This is a genomic window from Micromonospora sp. M61 (genome assembly GCF_018070245.1).
GTDB lineage: Bacteria > Actinomycetota > Actinomycetes > Mycobacteriales > Micromonosporaceae > Micromonospora > Micromonospora zamorensis.
Genome location: NZ_JAGPYA010000006.1, coordinates 153,730 through 172,672, shown reverse-complemented (window position 1 = coordinate 172,672; position 18,943 = coordinate 153,730). Strand labels below are relative to the sequence as shown.

Below are 18,943 nucleotides of genomic sequence, written 5' to 3'. Positions count from 1 at the left end.
CCCGCCGACGACGCCTCCGCCGAACGGGTCGCCGCCAGCTATGGCATCGGCTACCTGGCCGTTCGGCATCTCGTCGACCGGTACGGGCCGCTGCGGTTGCTCACCTTCTTCAAGACCGTGGTGCACGATCGCAGGACCCTCGACGTGGCCGCCGAGAAGGCGTTCGGCGAGCAGTGGTCGACGTTGCACGACGAGTGCGTCGCGTACGTCCGCGCCGCCGCCGGCTGACGACACCTCGTCGTCCAGGGCCTTCGGGCGGGAGCAACCGAGCGGCTCGCGGTCGCCGGGACGGCTGGTCGTACCATCGATGGGTGCGCCGCCCTCAGTTGCCGCGGCCCGCCAGCACCACGCGGCCCCGCCTGCTCATCGCCCTGACCGCCGTCGCCGTCCTCACCGCCACCACCGCCGCCTCGTGCGGTGACGACCAGCCGCCTGTCGCGCTCGCCTCGGCCGCCCGCAACCCGGTCAGCGAGGTGATCGACGCGCCGGCGACGGTGACGGCCCGGGCCGCAGCCACCCTGACCGCTCCCGCCGACGGCACCCTGTCCAGCCTGCGTGTCCAACCGGGACAGTCGGTGAAGCGTGGCCAGGTTCTCGCCGTGGTCGACTCGCCCTCCGCCCAGCAGCGGCTGCGGCAGGCGAAGGAGGCGTTGGACGCGGCGAAGCGCGCCGGGCGGGGTGTCTCGACGGGTGACCTGACCGGCAGCCGGCGCGACACCGACAAGGCCGCGAACGAGGCGTTCGACGCCGCCCGGAAGGCCGCCGAGAAGATCGCCGACCCGCAGTTGAAGAACGCGCTGCTGACCCAGGTGACGTCCGCCCAGCGGCAGTACGCTGCCGCCGCCCGGAGCGCCGACCAGGCCGTCCGCGCGGTGCAGCGGGGGATCAGCGGGCTGAACTCCGCCGTCGGCGCGCTGTCCGCGGCACAGCGGCTCCAGGCCCAGCAGGGGTACGACCTGGCGAAGTCGACAGTCGACGCGCTGACCCTGCGCGCTCCGATCGCCGGTGTGGTGCAACCCGGCGGCACCCGGGCCGGCGGCGGCGTGACCGGAGGCCTCGCCGGGCTGTTGGAGCAGGCCGGTGGCGCTCAGGCCGCCGGCCTCGACCCGTCGGTGCTGGCCCCAAGCCAGGGCGGACCGCCGGCCGGGGTGGACGACGCGGTCGCGGTCGGCGGCCGGGTCACCGCCGGCACACCGGTGCTGACCGTGGTCGACACCGGGCAGTTGGGGCTGCTCGCCGAGGTGGACGAGACCGACGTGCTGCTGGTCAAGGCCGGTGTGACGGCCACTGTCGAGCTGGACGCCGTCACCGGCGCCAGCTACGACGCCACCGTCCGCTCGGTCGACGTGCTGCCCACCAGCTCCGCGCAGGGCGGGGTCAGCTACCGGGTGCGCCTCGCACTGGGCGCCGGGAAGCTGGCCGAGGACGAGCCCGCTCCGACGCCCCGCCCGGGCATGAACGCGATCGTCCACCTGCGGGTCCGCGAGGCAGCCGACGCGGTGACCGTTCCCGCCTCGGCGGTGTTCTCCGCCGACGGCCGGGACGCGGTCTGGGTGGTCCGCGACGGCAGGGCCGGCCGGGCGGCGGTGACAGTGGGCGTCCAGGGGTCGGATCTGGTGCAGATCCTCAACGGTGTCCAACCCGGTGACCGGATCGTGGTGCGCGGCACCGACCAGGTGCGCGACGGCCAGGAGGTGCGGTGACCGGCGCCCCGCCGGCGATCGAGGCGGTGGACGTGTCCCGGACGTACCACCTCGACGGGGTGTCCGTGGAGGCGTTGCGCGGGGTGTCGCTGGTCGTGCAACCGGGGGACTACGTGGCCCTCGTCGGCCCGTCCGGCTCGGGCAAGTCCACGCTCATGCACCTGCTCGGTGGGCTGGACCGGCCGACCGGTGGCCGTCTGGTGATCGGCGGGCGGGACGTCAACGCGCTGGCCCCGCCGGAGATGGCGACCCTGCGCAACGAGACGATCGGGTTCGTCTTCCAGGCGTTCCACCTGCTGCCGCGTACCTCGGCGGTGGAGAACGTGGCCCTGCCGCTGGTCTACCGGGGTGTGTCGGCCCGGCAGCGCCGGGAGCGGGCCGCGGCGATGCTCGGCCGGGTCGGCCTCGGGCACCGACTGGACCACCGGCCCAACCAGATGTCCGGCGGTGAGCAGCAACGGGTCGCCATCGCCCGCGCGCTGGTCACCGAACCGACGGTGCTGTTGGCCGACGAACCCACCGGCAACCTGGACAGCGTCACCGGCGCGGCGGTGCTGGAGCTGTTGGAGCGACTGAACGCGGAGTCCGGGGTGGCGCTGGTGATGGTCACCCACGACCCGGAGGTCGCGGCGCGGGCGCGTCGCCGGATCACGATGCGCGACGGCGCGGTCGTGGCGGATAGCGCCGCGGCCGACGGCGCCGCGGTCGTACGCCCGGCAGACGCGGACGGCGACGACCCGCACTCCGACCATGATCGACCGCCGTCCGTTGATCACGGTCGACCTGCGACACTGGTCCCCGCTCCCAGCGCGGAGCCCCGGTCCGCGTCCGGAAGCGGCCCGGGGCACCCGTCCGGTGGCTCCGGTGGCGCCGCCGGAGCCACCGGACGCCTTCCGCGCGGGGCCGACCCGGGCGAGCCCGGTGTCCAGCGGCCCGGAGGTGCGACGTGAGGGTCGCCGAGGCGTGGCGGGTGGCACTGGACGCCCTACGGGCCAACCGGCTGCGCAGCGCGCTGACCATGCTCGGGGTGATCATCGGGGTGGCCTCGGTGGTCCTGCTGGTGGCCATCGGCACCGGCACCAAGCAGAAGGTCGAGCAACAGGTCGAGGGCCTCGGCTCCAACCTGCTGCTGGTCGTCCCCGGCCGGATCGAGGTGGGCAACGCGCCGGTGGTCTCGCCGCTGACCCTCAAGGACGTGGACGCCGTCACCAGGGTGGTCGGCGACCCGGACCGGGTGGCGGTCACCGTCGCCTCCGGTGCGACCGCACGAGCCGGCGCCCGCTCGGACTTCACGACAGTGCAGGGGGTGCTGGAAACCACCCCGGCGGTGTTCACCCGGTCGCTGGCCCGGGGCCGCTACCTCACCGGCACCGACGTGGACACCAGTCGGCGGGTGGCGGTGCTCGGCGACTCGGTGGCCCGCGCGCTCTTCCCCGACCGGGACCCGCTCGGCCAGCAGGTGGCGCTGGCCGGGGTGCGGTTCCGGGTGATCGGCGTCTTCGCGCCACTGGGGCAGAGCCTCGGTGTCGACCGGGACGACGAGGTGCACGTACCGGTGACCGCCGCGCAGCGACTGTGGGGCACCCAGCGGGTGGACGGCATCGCGGTGAAGGCACCCGACCGGGAGCGCATCGACGAACTGGGCGAACGGATCGTCGCCGAACTCAACCGCCGCCACCCCGACACCGAGTTCAGCGCGGTCACCCAGCAGCAGATCCTCGGTGTGCTCGGCGACATCCTCGGCGTCCTCACTGGCGTCCTGGCCGCCATCGCCGGCATCTCGTTGCTCGTCGGCGGCGTCGGCGTCTCCAACATCATGCTGGTCAGCGTCCGGGAGCGGACCCGGGAGATCGGGCTCCGCAAGGCCGTCGGCGCGCGCCCGCGCGACATCGGTGTGCAGTTCCTGCTCGAAGCGGTGCTGCTCACCACGATCGGTGGGCTGACCGGGATGGCGCTGGGCGTGGGGACCGCCCTGCTGGTCAACGCGCTGTCGCCGATCCCCGCCGCGATCACCTGGTGGTCGTTGGCGCTCGCATTCGGCGTCTCGGCGGTGGTGGGCATCGTCTTCGGGGTCGTGCCCGCGCAGCGCGCCGGCCGGCTCGACCCGGTGGTCGCGCTGCGCGCCGAATGAGCAGGGTCGGAGCAACCGGACGGCGGTCGCAGGCGGGCAGATACCGGGAGCACGGATCGGGTGAACCAGCGATCGAAGCATGATCAGTTGTACGAAGGGATCGCGCCGGTCACAACCGCCCCGCTACCGTACTGGTAACACGCGCGTCGCCGGCCCGGCCCGGAGCATCCGTCGGGTTGGCACGCGCCGGGCATGGGATGGGTCGGTGAGCCATGGCCGGGTCGCAGTCCGACGGACGGCTGTCGGAGGTCAAGTTCCTGACCGTCGCTGAGGTGGCGACGGTCATGCGGGTGTCGAAGATGACGGTCTATCGACTGGTGCACAGCGGTGAGCTCACCGCCGTCCGGGTCGGCCGCTCATTCCGGGTGCCCGAGCATGCGGTGCACGAATATCTTCGGGGTGCATTTCAGGAAACCGCCTGAGCCACCGTTCCGCCCTCCAGATGCCACGTGACCGGCATCGGTGAGCGCGAGGAGTGAGCTTGCGAGCCCCGCAGTCGCGAGCGAAAGGTGGCCCCGACGGGGGCGCGTTGGTCCGGCTGACGCTCTGCGGCTACCCTGGAGCCCGACCGAGACCCCACCGGTGCGTCCCGCCGCCCAGACTGGTCCGGTCCGTTGTCCGCAAGCGGTCGCCGTCGCCACCTGCGTGGTGTCATCCGGTCCGCCCCGAACGTTGTATCGAAAGGCTGTCGTATGGGCTCGGTGGTCAAGAAGCGCCGTAAGCGCATGGCTAAGAAGAAGCACCGCAAGCTGCTGCGCAAGACCCGCGTCCAGCGTCGCCGTCTCGGCAAGTGATCGCCGCCGGGCTCAGAGCCCGGCGTTCGGCGTCACTTGCCAAACTGTCGACCCCCGGAGGCTCAGGTGATCAGGCCGTGGTCGTCCCGGCTCGGTCCATCCTGCCGGGGTAGGTGCGTCAGATGACCCCCGGTGGCACCTCAGGTGCTCCGGGGGTCGTCGTCGTCACCGGGGTCGGCCGCTATTTGGGTGCCCACGTGGCGGCCCGACTCGCCGCCGACCCGCGGATCGAGCGGGTCATCGGGGTGGACGCACCGGACTCGGGCACCGAGTTCACCGACCTGCTCGACCGGGTCGAACGGATCCGCGTCGACAACGATGCGCTCGGTGGGCTCCTCGCCGACCTGGACGTCGACGCGGTGGTGCACCTCGCGCTGGTCAGCTCTCCCGACCCGCAGCACGGCGGCCGGTCGGCCATGAAGGACCAGAACGTCATCGGCACCATGCACCTGCTGGCCGCGTGCCAACGGGCACCCCGGCTGCGCAAGATCGTGGTCCGCTCGTCCACCGCCGCGTACGGGGTGTCGTTCCGGGACCCGGCGGTCTTCACCGAGGAGACCGAGCCACGCGAGGTCCCGCGCGGCGGTTTCGGCCGCGACATCCTCGACCTTGAAGGCTACGTCCGCGGTTTCCGGCGCCGTCGGTCCGACGTCACCGCGACAGTGCTGCGCTTCGCGCCGTTCATCGGCTCGACCGCCGACACCACGTTGACCCGCTACTTCGCGCAGCCCTTCGTGCCGACCGTCTTCGGCCGTGACCCCCGTCTGCAGTTCCTGCACTTCGACGACGCGTTGGAGGTGCTGCACCGGTCGATCGTGGAAGATCACCCGGGCACGTACAACGTCGCCGGCCCAGGGGTGTTGTCGCTGTCCCAGGCGATCCGGCGAGCCGGACGGGTGGCCGTGCCGGTGTTGGAACCGGGCCTCTCGGGTGCCGCCGCGCTGGCCCGCTCCATGGGCTTCGGCCGTTACGGTCTGGACCAGGTCGACCTCTTCGTGCACGGCCGGGTGGTCGACACCAGCCGGCTTGAGCAGGAGTACGGCTTCACGCCCCGCTCCACCGCCAAGGCGTTCGAGGACTTCATCCGCGCCCACCAGGGTGGGGTGGTGGTCACCCGGGGCCAGTTGGCCGTTGCCGAGCAGCTCGTCCTGGACGGCATCCGGCAGGTCCGCTCCGCGGTTCAGGAGCGGCCATGAGCGCGAGGAGTCAGCCGGTTGTACGAGCCGCGCAGTCGCGAACCGAGGTGGCGTCATGACCGGGTCGGCAGAGGGGCGTGACCCGCAGGGGGTCGGACGCTTCGACGTACCCCAGCAGTCGCCCGCAGCGGACGCGGACCCGGCGCGGCGCAACGGTCATCGGCCGGCGGCGCAGGTCGCCCCGACACCGACGCCCACGCCGGCCGACGAGGTCGACACCGCGGCCACCGACGAGCCCGTCGGCGCGGACGCGGGCGCCCCTGTCGACGCATCGACGCCGGGTGGCACCCCGCCGGCAGTGGCGGACCGGCCGGGGGACCACTGGGACCGCAAGGTCGCCAACGGCCTGGCGTTCCTGCGCCGACGGCTCGCCGGCGACTACGAGGTCGACGAGTTCGGCTTCGACCCGGAGTTGACCGACGCGGTCTTCCACCCGCTGCTGAGGCTGCTCTACCGGGACTGGTTCCGCACCGAGGTCAGTGGGGTGGAGCACGTGCCGGTCGACGGGCCCGCACTGGTGGTCGGCAACCACTCGGGCACGGTGGCGCTGGACGCGTTGATCCTCTCGGCTGCGCTGCACGACAAGCACCCTGCCCACCGCTACCTACGGCTGCTCGGCGCCGACCTGGTCTTCCGGATGCCGGTGGTGTCCGAGCTCGCCCGCAAGACCGGCGGCACGGTGGCCTGCAACCCGGACGCCGAGCGGCTGCTCGGTGGGGGAGACCTGGTCGGTGTGTTCCCCGAGGGCTTCAAGGGGATCGGCAAGCTCTACGCCGACCGGTACAAGCTGCAACGGTTCGGGCGGGGCGGTTTCGTCTCGGCGGCGCTGCGCACGGGCACCCCGATCGTGCCGGTCGCCATCGTCGGTGGCGAGGAGATCTACCCGATGCTCGCCGACATCAAGCCCCTGGCCCGACTGCTCAAGCTGCCCTACTTCCCGGTCACGCCGACCTTCCCGTGGCTCGGCCCGCTGGGCATGGTGCCGCTGCCCAGCAAGTGGCTGATCGAGTTCTGCCCGCCCATCCCGACGGCCCACCTGACCGACTCGGCGGACGACCCGCTGGTGGTGTTCAACCTCGCCGACCAGGTGCGGGAGACCATCCAGCAGACCCTGCACACGTTGCTGGAGCGACGGCCCGACCCGTTCGGCCCCTGAGTCAGTCGGCGCGGCGGCGGCGCTGCAACGCCAGGCCGGCGGTGACCGCGCCGGCGACCAGACCGGCCGCCGCGGTCGACGGCACGGCGATCTTGACCGCGCGCCGGCCGGTGCGGAAGTCCCGTACCTCCCAGCCGTGCTGGCGGGCCTGCCGCAGCAGGCTGCCGTCCGGGTTGACGGCCACCGCCCTGCCCACCGCACGGAGCAGCGGCAGGTCGTTGGCCGAGTCGCTGTAGGCCGCGCAGCGGGTCAGGTCGAGCCCTTCCACAGCGGCGAGCTGGGTGACCGCTTCGGCCTTCGCCGGCCCGTGCATCAGGTCACCCACCAACCTCCCGGTGTACGCCCCGTCGACGATCTCGGCGACCGTGCCGATGGCACCGGTCAGGCCGAGCCGTGCGGCGATCACCCGGCCGATCTCTACCGGGGCCGCGCTGACCAGCCACACCCGCTGGCCGGCGCCCAGGTGACCTCGGGCGAGCTGGTGGGTGCCGGCCCAGATCCGGGGAGCCATCATCTCGTCGAAGATCTCCTCGGCGAGGTGCTCCACCTCGTCGACCCGCCAGCCCTGGACGAAGGCCAGCGCGGCCTCCTTGGCCAGCGACATGTCACCGGCGTGCTCCCGGGCCAGCAGCCGGAACCGGAGCTGCTGCCAGGCGAACCGGGCCAGGTCGGAGGTGGTGACGTAGTTGCGGGAGGCGAGCCCACGGGCGAACCAGTAGATCGAGGCGCCCTGCATCATGGTGTTGTCCACGTCGAAGAACGCCGCGGCCGTCGAATCCGGTGCGGTGGCCGGGGCCAGGTCGGTCTCCGCCCAGCCCGCAGTGTGCCCCTCGGCGTCGGTGCTGACCGTCACCTTACGGCTGCGCGCCACGCGACTCCCTTCCTCACCGGTACGACGGATGCCTTCCAGCGAAGGGTAGCCGCCGGATACGGTCGACCGGCCGAGCACAGAACGAACTGTGGCGCGGCCGGTCGGACCTGCGGTATAGGGGGTGCGGGTCAGCGCGCCCCGGGGCAGGCGCTCGGGTTGGGGCCGAGGGTGTCGCTGGCGGTCGGGGCCGGGAGGCCGCAGGCGATTGCCGCGCGCAGCGCATCCGAACGTTCCCGGATGGTGTCCAGGAGGACCAGCGACCGCTGGGTCCGGGCCCGGTCGGCGCGGGTGCCCCCGTCGAGCAGGCCACTCACCGCCCGGCGTTGCCCCGAGACGAAGGTGTTGAGTGTGTCCAGGCTGCCCGGCTCGGCCCGCTGCACGGCGGCGGCGGTCAGCAGGCGTACGCCCTGCCGGGTGTCGGCGTCCATGTCGTCGAGGACCGCGCTGTAGCCGATCCGGTCGCCGCGCAGCTTGGCTGCCTCACCGACCCGGGTCCGGGCGAAGTCCAGGAAGAGCTGGCCGCGGCTGATGTCCGAGCTGGCCAGGGCGAGTTGGGCGCGTTCGGTCGAGCGCTTCATGCCGTAGAGCGCGTCGCCGGGCACGGCGTTCTCGCTGGCGGCGGAGATGCCGGAGACCGCGATGGCGCCGGCCGCGATGCCGATCAGGATCGCGCCCCGGGCTCGGGCCCGCCGAGCGGTGACCGCCGGCAGCAGCCGCCCGCGGGTCGTCGTGGTGGTTGGTTCGCTGGCCGCCGGTGCGGTGCCCAGTCCTTCGCGTTCGGCGGTCGCGAGCAGCATTGCCCGCAGGCCGGTACGGAAGTCCGGGTTCACCTCGACAGCCGGAGGGTCGACGGTGAGCTGCTGACCCACCGCGACGAGCGGCGCGAGTTGACCGTCCACCCGGGATCGCACGTGGTGTCGTCGAGCGCCGTTGGCCTCATCGAGAAGCTGCGCGAAGCGCTCGGCGCGCCGGCGGGAGAAGAGGATGTTGTCCACCGCAGGCACCTCCCTCTCGCTGGTCACGGCCGGTCGGCCGCGGTCGTTGCCAGCGACCGGGCGGCAGTGTGACACCACGGAGGTGAGGTGCCGCCGGCGTGCCGGTCGGACCTCGGTGTCCCGGGCCTGCCAGGACATCCACCGGTCGCACCCGGAGAAACGCGGCGGACCGGGCACGGGTTACGGGCCTGGCGGGCCGGAAATTACAGAAAGTGATCGTCGTCACCGGGCGGGACCGACTCTGACCTGCAAGGACGTTGATCGGCGTCCATCGGCCCCGCCGAAACAATCTACGGCTGGAAGCCGTCGGGAAGGAGGCGGGCCAGGGCGCGAACCGCCCGGTACTGGAGGGCCTTGATGGCGCCCTCGTTCTTGCCCATCGCACGGGCCGTCTCGGCGACCGAGAAGCCCTGGAGGAAGCGGAGCACGATGCACTCCTGCTGCTCCGGGTTGAGCTGTTTCACGGCGGTGAGCAGCGCGACGTTGGTGATGTGCTCCACCACCGCGGCTTCCGGGCTGCCCTCCGGGCCCCGGTCCTCCCGGTCGGCGTCGAGCACGTCGCCGGTGGTGACCTCCAGTCGGTAACGGCCCGACTTGAAGTGGTCCGCGACCAGGTTGCGGGCGATCGTCACCAGCCAGGCGCCGAGGTCGCGGCCCTGCCAGGTGAAGCTGCCGATCCGCTTGAGCGCGCGCAGGAAGGTGTCCGAGGTGAGGTCCTCGGCGAGTTGCCGGTTGCCGACCCGGAAGTAGACGAACCGGAACACGGTGTCCACGTACCGGTCGTAGATCAGACCGAACGCCTCGGACTCGCCGGCCTGGGCCCGCTCGATCAGCGTCCAGACCTCGGTGGCCGGGTCGGACGGGTCCGGGCGGCTCGGGAAGCCGGTCGGGGTGGTGGCGGTGGTGGCCGGCACTGCCGGGATCACCGCTGTCTCACCCGCCGCCGGGTCGGTGGTCACCGCTGGTGTGTCGCTGACCCGGCGACCCTGCGCTGGCAACGGCCGGGGCGGTACGGCGACGCGACCCCCGGGCGGTCCACCGTTTCCGCCCGGCACCGCGGGCCGTGGCGTCGGTTCGTTGTGGTGTGGCCGGCTGCGTGTCCGATGCGCCGCGCCGTCGCCCCGCACGGCGGTGCCGTGTGATTCGTCCAGCGGGGAACGGGCCATGGGCCGCTCGTTGACGTGGGAGCGGGCCGGCTGACCGGTCAGGCCGAGCGGGCGTTCCGCGTAACCGAAGGTGGTCACCGGGCTGCCCCCGTCCCGTTGGCCACCGGACGGGCCGGTCTGTAGGTCATCGGGACGGGCCGACCGGGATCCCGGTCGGGCAGGACGGTCATGGGAGTTGCCGGCGGGCGGCAATTCCCCTGGAGGTGCTGGTCCAATGCGCTCACAGGCACGGGGGCCTCCTCGGGCTGAGGGGTGTCGACTCACGGCAAATGGGGTGAGCCGACCCGAGTGATGATAGGGCCAACGTCACCCGCGCGTGGCAAGTCCGTTACACAAGGCGGAAGTATTTCCCGCTCCGCCGCACCGGTGGCGGACCGGTTGTCCGTCGTGTGCGTTTGACTTTGCATCGGCGCGGTGTTCCAGGATGGATCACCTGGTCGGGGGCTGATTGCCCGTTCGGCTGGGCCGCCGCGTCGAGTGGCGCGCCTGCTTGGCCGAGGCGTCTGTGGACGGTGCTGCCCGTCCCATCGACAGGACCTGGACGGCCCGCCGGTGGCACACAGGTGAGTCCCGTTCATGGGACTTTCGCAGTGCGGCGCCGGTGGAGCCCGCCGCCGCGGCGGGCCTTGCCGTAGGTCAACGGTCAGCAGGTGCTCACCGGGCACCCCGGGGTGGCCGAGTCGGCGGTACGGGGTGTGCCGCACCCGAGGACCGGCGAGACTGTGCGGGCGTACGTGGTGCCGGCGCCCTGCCGCCGTGCTCGGCAAGGTAAAAAGGTCCAGCTCCGGCCGGCGACGCCAGCCGACCCACCCGCACCCGCCGACACCCGCACGGAGGTAACCGATGGCCACTGACGCCCGGCTCGCCCTGATCACCCGACCCGGCTGCCACCTGTGCGACGACGCCAAGGCCGCACTCGACCGGGTGGTGGCGGTCACCGGCGACAAGTGGGTCGAGTGGGACGTCACCGGCGACGAGGGGCTGGAGCGGGAGTACGGGGACCGGCTGCCCGTGGTGATGCTCGACGGCAAGGAGCACGGCTACTGGCGGGTCGAGGAGGACCGGCTGCTGCGGGACCTGACCACCCCGCAGCTCTGAGCGGTGCCGCCTAAGGTGCTCTGATGACCCCTGCGCACCCCCACCTCGTGTGGGACTGGAACGGGACCCTGCTCAACGACCTCAGCCTGGTGGTGTCCGCCACCAACGTCGTGTTCGCGAGCCTGGGCGGGCCGACGGTCACCCTGGACGAGCACCGGGTGCGGTTCCGCCGACCGATCGCCGAGTACTACGCCGAGGTGCTCGGCCAGGCCGTCGACGACGACGAGTTCGGCCGACTGGACCGGATCTTCCACGACGCGTACCGCATCGGGTTGACCACCTGTGAGCTGGCCGCCGACGCGCGTACCGCGATGGCCGCCTGGCCGGGCGGCCAGAGCCTGCTCTCCATGTGGTTCCACGAGGAGCTGGTGCCGACCGTGCACACGTACGGGCTGACCGGCCACTTCGCCCGGGTCGACGGGCTGCGGGCCACGGTCGGCGGCGGCCGTAAGGCCGAGTCGCTCCAGCTGCACCTCACCGAGCTGGGCGTGGACGGCGCCTCGGTGGTGCTGATCGGTGACTCCATTGACGACGCGGACGCGGCCCTCGCGGTGGGCGGCCGTGCGGTGCTCTACACCGGCGGGTTCACCGACCCGGCACGGCTGCGTGACTCCGGTCACCCGGTGGCCGACACGCTCACCGACGCGGTGACCCTGGCCCGGCAGATCAGTTCCGCAGGTAGGTGAGGACGGCCAGCACCCGCCGGTGCTGCTCAGTGTCGGGCGGCAGCGTGAGCTTGGTGAAGATGTTGCGCACGTGCTTCTCCACCGCGCCGTCGCTGACCACCAGGGAACGGGCGATGGCGGTGTTCGAGCGGCCCTCGGCCATCAGGGCGAGCACCTCGCGCTCGCGGGGAGTCAGCTCGCTCAGCGGGTCGTCGCGGCGGCGTCGGGCGAAGAGCTGACCGACCACCTCCGGGTCGAGCACCGTGCCGCCGGCCGCCACCCTGCGCAGCGCGTCCAGGAACTCGTCGATCGCGGCCACCCGGTCCTTGAGCAGGTAGCCGATCCCGCCGCCGGCACCGCCGGTGGTGGCGAGCAGATCATCGGCATACGAGACCTCGACGTACTGGGAGAGCACCAGGATCGGCGTACGCGGCACCAACCGGCGTGCCTCCACCGCTGCCCGCAGCCCCTCGTCGGTGTGCGACGGCGGCATCCGGACGTCGACGATCGACACGTCCGGGCGGTGCTCCACCACCGCCTCGACCAGCGCGTCGCCGTCGCCGACGGCAGCCACCACCTGGTGGCCGCTCTCGGTGAGCAGCCGGACCAGCCCCTCCCGGAGCAGGACGGCGTCGTCCGCGATCACGATGCGCATGGCTGTGTTGTCTACCACGTCCGGCCCGTAGTGGGGGCGCGGCGCGGGACTGATCACAGCATCGCCTTCGTTCGCGACTGCGGGGCTCGCAAACCCGGCTCACTCCTCGCGCTCACAGGGGAAGCTCAGCGCGGATCTCGGTGGGGCCGCCGGCCGGGCTGACCACCACCAGTTCACCGCCGGCGGCCCGGACCCGGTCGGCGATGCCAGCCAGCCCGTGCCCCTTGGCCAGGTGTGCGCCGCCCTGACCGTCGTCGCCCACCCGCACCTGGAGGTGGGTGCCCTGCCGGGCGACGGCCACCACGGCCTCGGTGGCCCGGGCGTGCTTGGCGACGTTGGTCAGCGCCTCGGACACCACGAAGTACGCGGTGTTCTCCACCGCCGGGTCGAGCCGCCCGCCCGGCGTGCCGAGCTGCGGATCCACCTGGAGCTCGATCGGGATCAGCCCACGCGCGGCGATCGCGGCCAGGGCGCTGGGCAGGCCCCGGTCGACCAGGATCGGCGGGGCGATGCCCCGGGACAGCGCCCGCAGCTCGGCCAGCGTGTCCCGGGTCTGGGTGACCGCCTCGTCGATGGTCCGGCCGGCCGCCTCCGGGTCGGACGCGAGCTGCATCCGGGCCCGGCTGAGGTCCATCGCCAGGCGCACCAGGCGCTGCTGGGGGCCGTCGTGGATGTCGCGTTCCAACCGGCGCAGCGCGGACGCCTCGGCGGACACGGCGGCCCGTTTCTGCTCCTCCAGCACTGTGATCCGGTCGCGCATCTCGGCCACCCCGGTCAGCATGGCCTTGGCGAAGCTGGCCTGGAGAAGCGCGCAACCCCGGATCACGATCGGCAGGGTGATCAGGAAGAACACCCCGATCGCGGTGTTCAAGCCGATTCGGGCGGTGGTCGAGTCGCCCAGGCCGAGCAGTTGGGCCAGGTCCTTGTCACCCTCGCCGTCGGCTCGGGGAAGGGCCCAGTCGTAGGCCCAGTACAGCGAGCCGGCGATCGCTCCGGCCCACCAGACCAGGGCCACCACGAAGGTGCCGGCCGCCGCGATCAGCCGCAGGATGCCGTGCGCCAGGTCGAGCCAGGACTGGGCGTCCCGCATCGGCACGAAGATCCGCCGCCAGGCGTTCGCGCCCGCCTCGGGCAGCCGGTAGTGCGGCCGGATCCGGGGCTGCCGGAGCACCGCGGGCAGCCGCAGCCGCTCGATGTCGGCGAGCCCACGGGCGGCGTACAGGGTGCCGCTGAGGATCGGCAGGCCGACCACCGTCACCACCAGGCCGATGCCGACGGCGGTGCCGACGATGAGGACCACGAAGCTGGCCACCGCCAGGGGCAGGCCGAGCAGCACGTACCCGGAGTCGACGAAGAGTTGGCGGGGGATGCTCGGTGCCAGCGTCGGTTGGTCGCTGGTGGCGGCAACGGCGGTCATGCCCAAAAGGCTAGGCATGCGGGCTTCGGGTCCCCATCCCGAAGCCCTGCCTCTCCCCCGTAGTGCTGCCCCTACCACCTGGCGGGGACGGTCCCTGTGAGGCTCGGCGCGGGATTGGTCAGAGAAGTCGGGATTGAGCAATAATCGCCCGGGTGGCGTGAGCGGACGCCCGTCGGATCGATCTTGCGGAATGGAGGTGCTGGTGAGGTTGCGTGGCGCAGCGGCAAGATCGCGATTTGTGCACGTCTTCACAAGCGCCTACTCTGTGACTCCGACGCGCCCTGCTAGCACAGCCGGCAATCTCGGTCGCCAGCGGGAGTCCATAAGCGGCCGACCAGCGGAGTTGGCCGAGGATCGCACCGCACGGAGTTTCATGAGTCAGCACCGTCACCCAGGCGCGCCCGGCCGCGCCGGTGCCGTACCGGCGCTACCGGATCTGCCCGAGGCGACCGTCGCTCGGCTCCCGGAGTACCTGCGCGCGCTGCACAACCTCGCCGACACCGGGCACGAGACTGTCTCCAGCGAGGGTCTCTCTGCCGCCGCCGGTGTCAACTCCGCCAAGCTCCGCAAGGACCTCTCCCACCTCGGCTCGTACGGCACCCGGGGCGTCGGCTACGACGTCGCGCTGCTGATCGAGCAGATCGAGTTTGTGCTCGGGCTCACTCAACGCCGGGCGGTCGCCCTGGTCGGCGTGGGTAATCTCGGTCACGCCCTGGCCGGCTACGACGGCTTCGCAAGCCGGGGCTTCCGGATCGCCGCACTGCTCGACGCCGATCCCTCCCGGGTCGGTGAGGAGATCAACGGCCTGGTTGTCCGGCATGTCGACGACCTACCGACGGTCGCCGCGGAGGAATCCCTGGCGATCGGCGTGATCGCCACCCCGGCCGCAGCCGCCCAGCAGGTCGCCGACCAACTGGTCGCCGTCGGCGTGACGAGCATCCTCAACTTCGCACCGTGCGTACTCTCGGTTCCGGAGGGGGTCGACCTACGCAAGGTCGACCTCGCCATCGAGCTGCAGATTCTGTCCTTCCACGAGCACCGCAAGGCATCGCTGACCGCGCTGCCCGCCACCGGCGGGTCCGCTCTCACCGCCCTGCCGGGCGGGTTCGCGGCCACCGACACCCAGGAGGCGATCGGCACGTGAAACTGCTCGTCGTCGGCGCGTCCTATCGGACCGCCCCGGTCGCCACGCTGGAGCAGCTGGCTGTGCCCCCCGCCGACCTGACCCGCACCCTGGACCGCCTGATCGCCCAGCCGTACGTGGCGGAGGCGGTGATCGTCTCCACCTGCAACCGGGTGGAGGTCTACGCCGCCGTGTCCGGTTTCCACGGCGGGCTCGGCGACGTCTGCGCCGTCCTGGCCGAGCAGGCCGGCAGCCCGCCGGCGGCGCTCGCCAGCCACCTGTACGTGCACTACGACACCGCCGCCGTCGACCACGTCTTCCGGGTCGCCACCGGCCTGGACTCGATGGTCGTCGGTGAGGCGCAGATCCTCGGGCAGCTGCGCGACGCGTACCACTGGGCCACCGGCGCCGACTCGGCCGGCCGGCTGCTGCACGAGCTGATGCAGCAGGCGTTGCGGGTCGGCAAGCGGGCCCACGCCGAGACCGGCATCGACCGGGCCGGCCAGAGCGTCGTCACCGCAGCGCTGGAGCTGGCCGCCGGGCACCTCGACGGCGACCTCGACGGCCATCCGGCCCTGGTGGTCGGTGCCGGCGCGATGGGCTCGCTCGGGGTGGCCACGCTGTCCCGGCTGGGCGCCGGGCCCCTCACCGTCAGCAACCGGGGCGCCGACCGGGCCGTCCGGCTCGCCGAGTCGTACGGGGCGAGTGCGGCGCCGATGACCGAGCTGGCCAACACCCTCTCCACAGTGGACATCGTAGTGGCCGCCACCGCGTCCACCGAACCGGTCCTCACCCGTCCGGTGGTCAGCGCGGCGCTGGCCGAGCGGGACCCGGCCCGGGGCCCGCTGGTCCTGCTCGACCTGGCCGTCCCGCGCGACGTCGAGGATGGTGTCGCCGAGCTGCCCGGCGTCGAGGTGATCGACATCGACCGGATGGCAGCGCTGCTCGCCGACGGTCCGGCGGCTGCCGACGCCGCCGCCGTCGAACGGATCGTGCTGGCCGAGGTGGAGGGCTTCCTCACCTGGCTGCGCGGCGCCGACGTGGCGCCCACCGTCGCCGCGCTGCGCGGCCGGGCCGACGACGTGGTCACCGCCGAGCTGCGCCGGCTCGCCCAGCGCCGCCCCGACCTCGGCGACGACCTGCGGGCCGAGGTGGCCCGCACCGTGCACCGGGTGGTGCAGCGACTGCTGCACCAGCCCACTGTCAAGGTGCGACAGTTGGCCGCGGAGCCCGGCGGCGACCAGTACGCGGCCCTGCTGCGCGAGCTGTTCGACCTCGAGGTCCCGCAGACCTCTCCGGTGGACACCGTCCCGGACGTGCTGACCCCCGACCTCGGCGCGGCACTGCTCGGCACCGACCCGGTGTCCGGAGCCGACGCCACCGAGCCGACCCCGCCCACCGGAGGTGCGCGATGACCGCCCCCCTGCGCCTCGGCACCCGGGGCAGCGCCCTGGCGATGGCCCAGTCCAGCCAGATCGCCGAGGCGTTGACCGCCGCCACCGGCCGCCCGGTCGAGCTGGTGGAGGTGATCACCGCTGGCGACCGCTCCAACGCGCCGGTGCACCGGCTCGGCGTCGGGGTGTTCGTCTCCGCTCTGCGCGACGCGCTGACCGCCAGGACGATCGACTTCGCGGTGCACTCCTACAAGGATCTGCCCACGGCCGCCGCCGCCGGGCTGCACATCGCGGCGGTGCCGGCCCGACAGGACCCGCGCGACGCGCTGATCGCCCAGGGCGGGCGGACGCTCGCCGAGCTGCCGCCCGGTGCCACAGTGGGCACCGGCGCGCTGCGCCGCATCGCCCAGCTGCACGCCCTCGGGCTGCAACTGGAGGTCACCCCGATCCGCGGCAACATCGACACCCGCCTGGCGCGGGTGCTCGGCCCCGAGGCCGACCTCGACGCGGTCGTGCTGGCCCGGGCCGGGCTGGCCCGGATCGGTCGGACCGACGCGATCACCGAGACCCTCGACCCGATGCTCATGCTGCCCGCACCCGCCCAGGGTGCGCTGGCGGTCGAGTGCCGGGTCGATGACCAGGACCTGGTCGAGCTGCTCGCGCTGCTCGACCACGCACCGTCGCGCGCCGCGGTCACCGCGGAACGCGCGTTGCTGGCGACCCTGGAGGCCGGGTGCAGTGCACCCGTCGCCGCCTACGCCGAACTCGCCGAAGGTGACGACGGCGATGAGATCTACCTGCGCGGGGCGGTGATCAGCCCGGACGGCACTCGTGACCTCCGGCTGTCCCGCACCGGAACGCCCGCCGACGCGGCGGAGATCGGTAAGGCACTCGCCGCCGAACTCCTCGACCTCGGCGCCGACTCGATCCTCGGCCACGAAGGACACACCGGCCCGGGGACCCAGCAATTTGGGAGCACAGAATGACCCGCACCCGTAAGCCCGTCGGCCGTATCGCGTTCGTCGGGGCTGGCCCCGGTGACCCAGGTCTGCTGACCCGTCGGGCACACGACGCCCTGGTCGACGCCGACCAGGTGATCTACGACCGGGGAGTCCCGGAGTCGTTGCTCGCCGTCGTTCGTGCCGATGCCAGGGACGATGCCGAGTTCACGCCTGCCGAGGGCGCGCCCGGGGACGTGGCGAAGGTGCTGATCTCCGCGGCCCGTTCCGGGTTGAACGCGGTGCACCTCGTCGCCGGCGACCCGTTCGGCCACGACTCGGTGGTCAAGGAGGTGCAGGCCGTCGCCCGCACCGCCGCCCACTTCGAGGTGGTGCCCGGCGTCGGCCAGGCCGAGGGTGTGGCCACCTACGCCGGTGTGCCGCTGCCGGGTGTGCGGACGGCTGCCGACGTCGAGGACGTCAGCGCACTGGACTTCGAGGCGCTGGCCACGGCCGTCGGCCGGGGTTCGCTCGCGCTCGCCGTGGACGCCGGTGACCTCGCCGCCGTCCGGGACGGGCTGCTCGCCGCCGGGGTCGACGGCACCACCGGCGTCGGCGTGACCGGCGACGGCACCGGCGAGACCCAGTACACGACCACGTCGACAGTGGACAGCTTCGTGGCCGCCGCGCTCGGCTTCACCGGCCGGGTGGTGCTCACCGTCGGTGTCGGGGTGGGTCAGCGCGACAAGCTGAGCTGGTGGGAGAACCGCCCGCTGTACGGCTGGAAGGTGCTCGTACCCCGGACCAAGGAGCAGGCTGGCGTGATGAGCGCCCGACTGCGCGCGTACGGGGCGATCCCGTGTGAGGTGCCGACCATCGCGGTCGAGCCGCCGCGCACCCCGGCGCAGATGGAGCGTGCGGTCAAGGGCCTGGTCGACGGCCGGTACGCCTGGGTGATCTTCACCTCGGTGAACGCGGTCCGCGCGGTCTGGGAGAAGTTCGCCGAGCACGGTCTGGACGCCCGGCACTTCGGCGGCGTCAAGATCGCCTGCATCGGTGAGGCGACGGCGGACGCGGTCCGCGCGTTCGGCATCCAGCCGGAGCTGATCCCCACCGGGGAGCAGTCCTCTGAAGGGCTGCTGGCCGAGTTCTCCCCGCACGACGAGATCCTCGACCCGGTGGGCCGGGTGCTGCTGCCGCGCGCCGACATCGCCACCGAGACGCTCGCCGCCGGGCTCACCGAGCGCGGCTGGGAGGTCGACGACGTGACCGCGTACCGGACGGTGCGGGCCGCGCCGCCGCCCGCCGAGATCCGGGACGCCATCAAGTCGGGCGGCTTCGACGCGGTGCTCTTCACCTCGTCCTCCACCGTGCGCAACCTGGTCGGCATCGCCGGGAAGCCGCACGCCCGGACCGTTGTTGCCGTCATTGGGCCCAAGACGGCGGAGACCGCGACGGAGTTCGGCCTGCGGGTCGACGTCCAGCCGCCACACGCCTCGGTGCCCGACCTGGTGGAGGCGCTCGCCGCCTACGCCGTCGAGCTGCGCGAGAAGCTGGCCGCCATGCCGGCCAAGCAGCGCCGCGGCTCGAAGGTGCAGGGCCCGACCGCTCTGCGCTTCCGGTAGTCGTTCGAGGAGGCCC

At 72.6% G+C, this 18,943-nt stretch carries 19 protein-coding genes and 1 pseudogene; 15 read left to right on the top strand and 5 right to left on the bottom strand.

Annotated features, from left to right (window positions below; translation table 11 throughout):
* From KBX34_RS05950 to KBX34_RS05915, 8 genes and pseudogenes are all read left to right on the top strand, one after another.
* Nucleotides 1-228: pseudogene (locus KBX34_RS05950) on the top strand (hypothetical protein); the annotation flags it as partial.
* An 83-nt stretch (nucleotides 229-311) separates the two neighbouring features.
* Nucleotides 312-1,703 (top strand): efflux RND transporter periplasmic adaptor subunit, encoded by a 1,392-nt coding sequence (locus KBX34_RS05945; RefSeq protein WP_210923640.1) that lies wholly within the window; start codon nucleotides 312-314, stop codon nucleotides 1,701-1,703.
* Complete coding sequence (locus KBX34_RS05940; protein ID WP_210923638.1) at nucleotides 1,700-2,653, top strand: ABC transporter ATP-binding protein; 954 nt, start codon at nucleotides 1,700-1,702, stop codon at nucleotides 2,651-2,653. Before KBX34_RS05945 ends, KBX34_RS05940 begins: the two co-directional genes overlap by 4 nt.
* Nucleotides 2,650-3,834, top strand: coding sequence for an ABC transporter permease (locus KBX34_RS05935; RefSeq protein ID WP_088950342.1), 1,185 nt, complete (start codon nucleotides 2,650-2,652; stop codon nucleotides 3,832-3,834). Before KBX34_RS05940 ends, KBX34_RS05935 begins: the two co-directional genes overlap by 4 nt.
* A 212-nt stretch (nucleotides 3,835-4,046) precedes the next feature.
* Entirely contained in the window at nucleotides 4,047-4,256 is a 210-nt protein-coding gene (locus KBX34_RS05930; RefSeq protein WP_007465625.1) for a helix-turn-helix domain-containing protein, read from the top strand.
* A gap of 270 nt (nucleotides 4,257-4,526) precedes the next feature.
* Complete coding sequence (locus KBX34_RS05925; RefSeq protein WP_007465623.1) at nucleotides 4,527-4,628, top strand: 30S ribosomal protein bS22; 102 nt, start codon at nucleotides 4,527-4,529, stop codon at nucleotides 4,626-4,628.
* Nucleotides 4,629-4,750: 122 nt separating this feature from the next.
* Nucleotides 4,751-5,824: an NAD-dependent epimerase/dehydratase family protein gene (locus tag KBX34_RS05920; RefSeq protein WP_088952039.1), complete on the top strand. Its 1,074-nt coding sequence runs from the start codon at nucleotides 4,751-4,753 to the stop codon at nucleotides 5,822-5,824.
* Between the two features lie 298 nt (nucleotides 5,825-6,122).
* Nucleotides 6,123-6,980, top strand: coding sequence for a lysophospholipid acyltransferase family protein (locus KBX34_RS05915; RefSeq protein ID WP_088952038.1), 858 nt, complete (start codon nucleotides 6,123-6,125; stop codon nucleotides 6,978-6,980).
* Nucleotide 6,981: 1 nt separating this feature from the next.
* Here the strand turns inward: KBX34_RS05915 and KBX34_RS05910 are convergent, their stop codons facing one another.
* The 3 genes from KBX34_RS05910 to KBX34_RS05900 form a co-directional block, all read right to left on the bottom strand.
* The gene (locus tag KBX34_RS05910) at nucleotides 6,982-7,851 is read right to left on the bottom strand and encodes an HAD family phosphatase (RefSeq protein WP_088950341.1); all 870 of its coding nucleotides are present in this window, start codon (nucleotides 7,849-7,851) and stop codon (nucleotides 6,982-6,984) included.
* Between the two features lie 128 nt (nucleotides 7,852-7,979).
* The gene (locus tag KBX34_RS05905; RefSeq protein WP_374223659.1) at nucleotides 7,980-8,855 is read right to left on the bottom strand and encodes a DUF5667 domain-containing protein; all 876 of its coding nucleotides are present in this window, start codon (nucleotides 8,853-8,855) and stop codon (nucleotides 7,980-7,982) included.
* Nucleotides 8,856-9,136: 281 nt separating this feature from the next.
* Nucleotides 9,137-10,090 carry an ECF subfamily RNA polymerase sigma factor, BldN family gene (locus KBX34_RS05900; RefSeq protein ID WP_088950340.1) on the bottom strand — a complete coding sequence of 318 codons (954 nt, stop codon included), beginning with the start codon at nucleotides 10,088-10,090 and terminating at the stop codon, nucleotides 9,137-9,139.
* A 572-nt stretch (nucleotides 10,091-10,662) separates the two neighbouring features.
* Between KBX34_RS05900 and KBX34_RS05895 the strand changes: the two genes are divergently transcribed.
* From KBX34_RS05895 to KBX34_RS05885, 3 genes are read left to right on the top strand one after another with little or no spacing between them, the layout of a single operon-like run.
* A complete protein-coding gene (locus tag KBX34_RS05895; protein ID WP_088950339.1) occupies nucleotides 10,663-10,866 on the top strand; it encodes a hypothetical protein in 204 nt (67 codons plus the stop codon).
* Nucleotides 10,856-11,110 (top strand): glutaredoxin family protein, encoded by a 255-nt coding sequence (locus tag KBX34_RS05890; protein ID WP_030329740.1) that lies wholly within the window; start codon nucleotides 10,856-10,858, stop codon nucleotides 11,108-11,110. The genes KBX34_RS05895 and KBX34_RS05890 overlap by 11 nt, the downstream gene beginning before the upstream one ends.
* 23 nt (nucleotides 11,111-11,133) lie before the next feature.
* Nucleotides 11,134-11,796 (top strand): HAD family hydrolase, encoded by a 663-nt coding sequence (locus tag KBX34_RS05885; RefSeq protein WP_210923635.1) that lies wholly within the window; start codon nucleotides 11,134-11,136, stop codon nucleotides 11,794-11,796.
* Here KBX34_RS05885 and KBX34_RS05880 read toward each other — a convergent pair.
* The gene (locus KBX34_RS05880; RefSeq protein WP_088950337.1) at nucleotides 11,777-12,430 is read right to left on the bottom strand and encodes a response regulator transcription factor; all 654 of its coding nucleotides are present in this window, start codon (nucleotides 12,428-12,430) and stop codon (nucleotides 11,777-11,779) included. The genes KBX34_RS05885 and KBX34_RS05880 overlap by 20 nt on opposite strands.
* 112 nt (nucleotides 12,431-12,542) lie before the next feature.
* Nucleotides 12,543-13,847, bottom strand: a complete 1,305-nt coding sequence (locus tag KBX34_RS05875; protein WP_088950336.1) for a sensor histidine kinase — start codon at nucleotides 13,845-13,847, stop codon at nucleotides 12,543-12,545.
* A gap of 373 nt (nucleotides 13,848-14,220) precedes the next feature.
* Here KBX34_RS05875 and KBX34_RS05870 point away from each other — a divergent pair, with 373 nt between their 5' ends.
* From KBX34_RS05870 to KBX34_RS05855, 4 genes are read left to right on the top strand one after another with little or no spacing between them, the layout of a single operon-like run.
* Nucleotides 14,221-14,991 carry a redox-sensing transcriptional repressor Rex gene (locus KBX34_RS05870; RefSeq protein WP_088950335.1) on the top strand — a complete coding sequence of 257 codons (771 nt, stop codon included), beginning with the start codon at nucleotides 14,221-14,223 and terminating at the stop codon, nucleotides 14,989-14,991.
* Nucleotides 14,988-16,385 (top strand): glutamyl-tRNA reductase, encoded by a 1,398-nt coding sequence (locus KBX34_RS05865; RefSeq protein WP_099848822.1) that lies wholly within the window; start codon nucleotides 14,988-14,990, stop codon nucleotides 16,383-16,385. The genes KBX34_RS05870 and KBX34_RS05865 overlap by 4 nt, the downstream gene beginning before the upstream one ends.
* Nucleotides 16,382-17,350 (top strand): hydroxymethylbilane synthase, encoded by a 969-nt coding sequence (gene hemC / locus KBX34_RS05860; RefSeq protein WP_210791023.1) that lies wholly within the window; start codon nucleotides 16,382-16,384, stop codon nucleotides 17,348-17,350. The genes KBX34_RS05865 and hemC overlap by 4 nt, the downstream gene beginning before the upstream one ends.
* Nucleotides 17,347-18,927, top strand: a complete 1,581-nt coding sequence (locus tag KBX34_RS05855; RefSeq protein ID WP_141911299.1) for a uroporphyrinogen-III synthase — start codon at nucleotides 17,347-17,349, stop codon at nucleotides 18,925-18,927. Before hemC ends, KBX34_RS05855 begins: the two co-directional genes overlap by 4 nt.
* The last annotated feature ends 16 nt before the right edge of the window (nucleotides 18,928-18,943 follow it).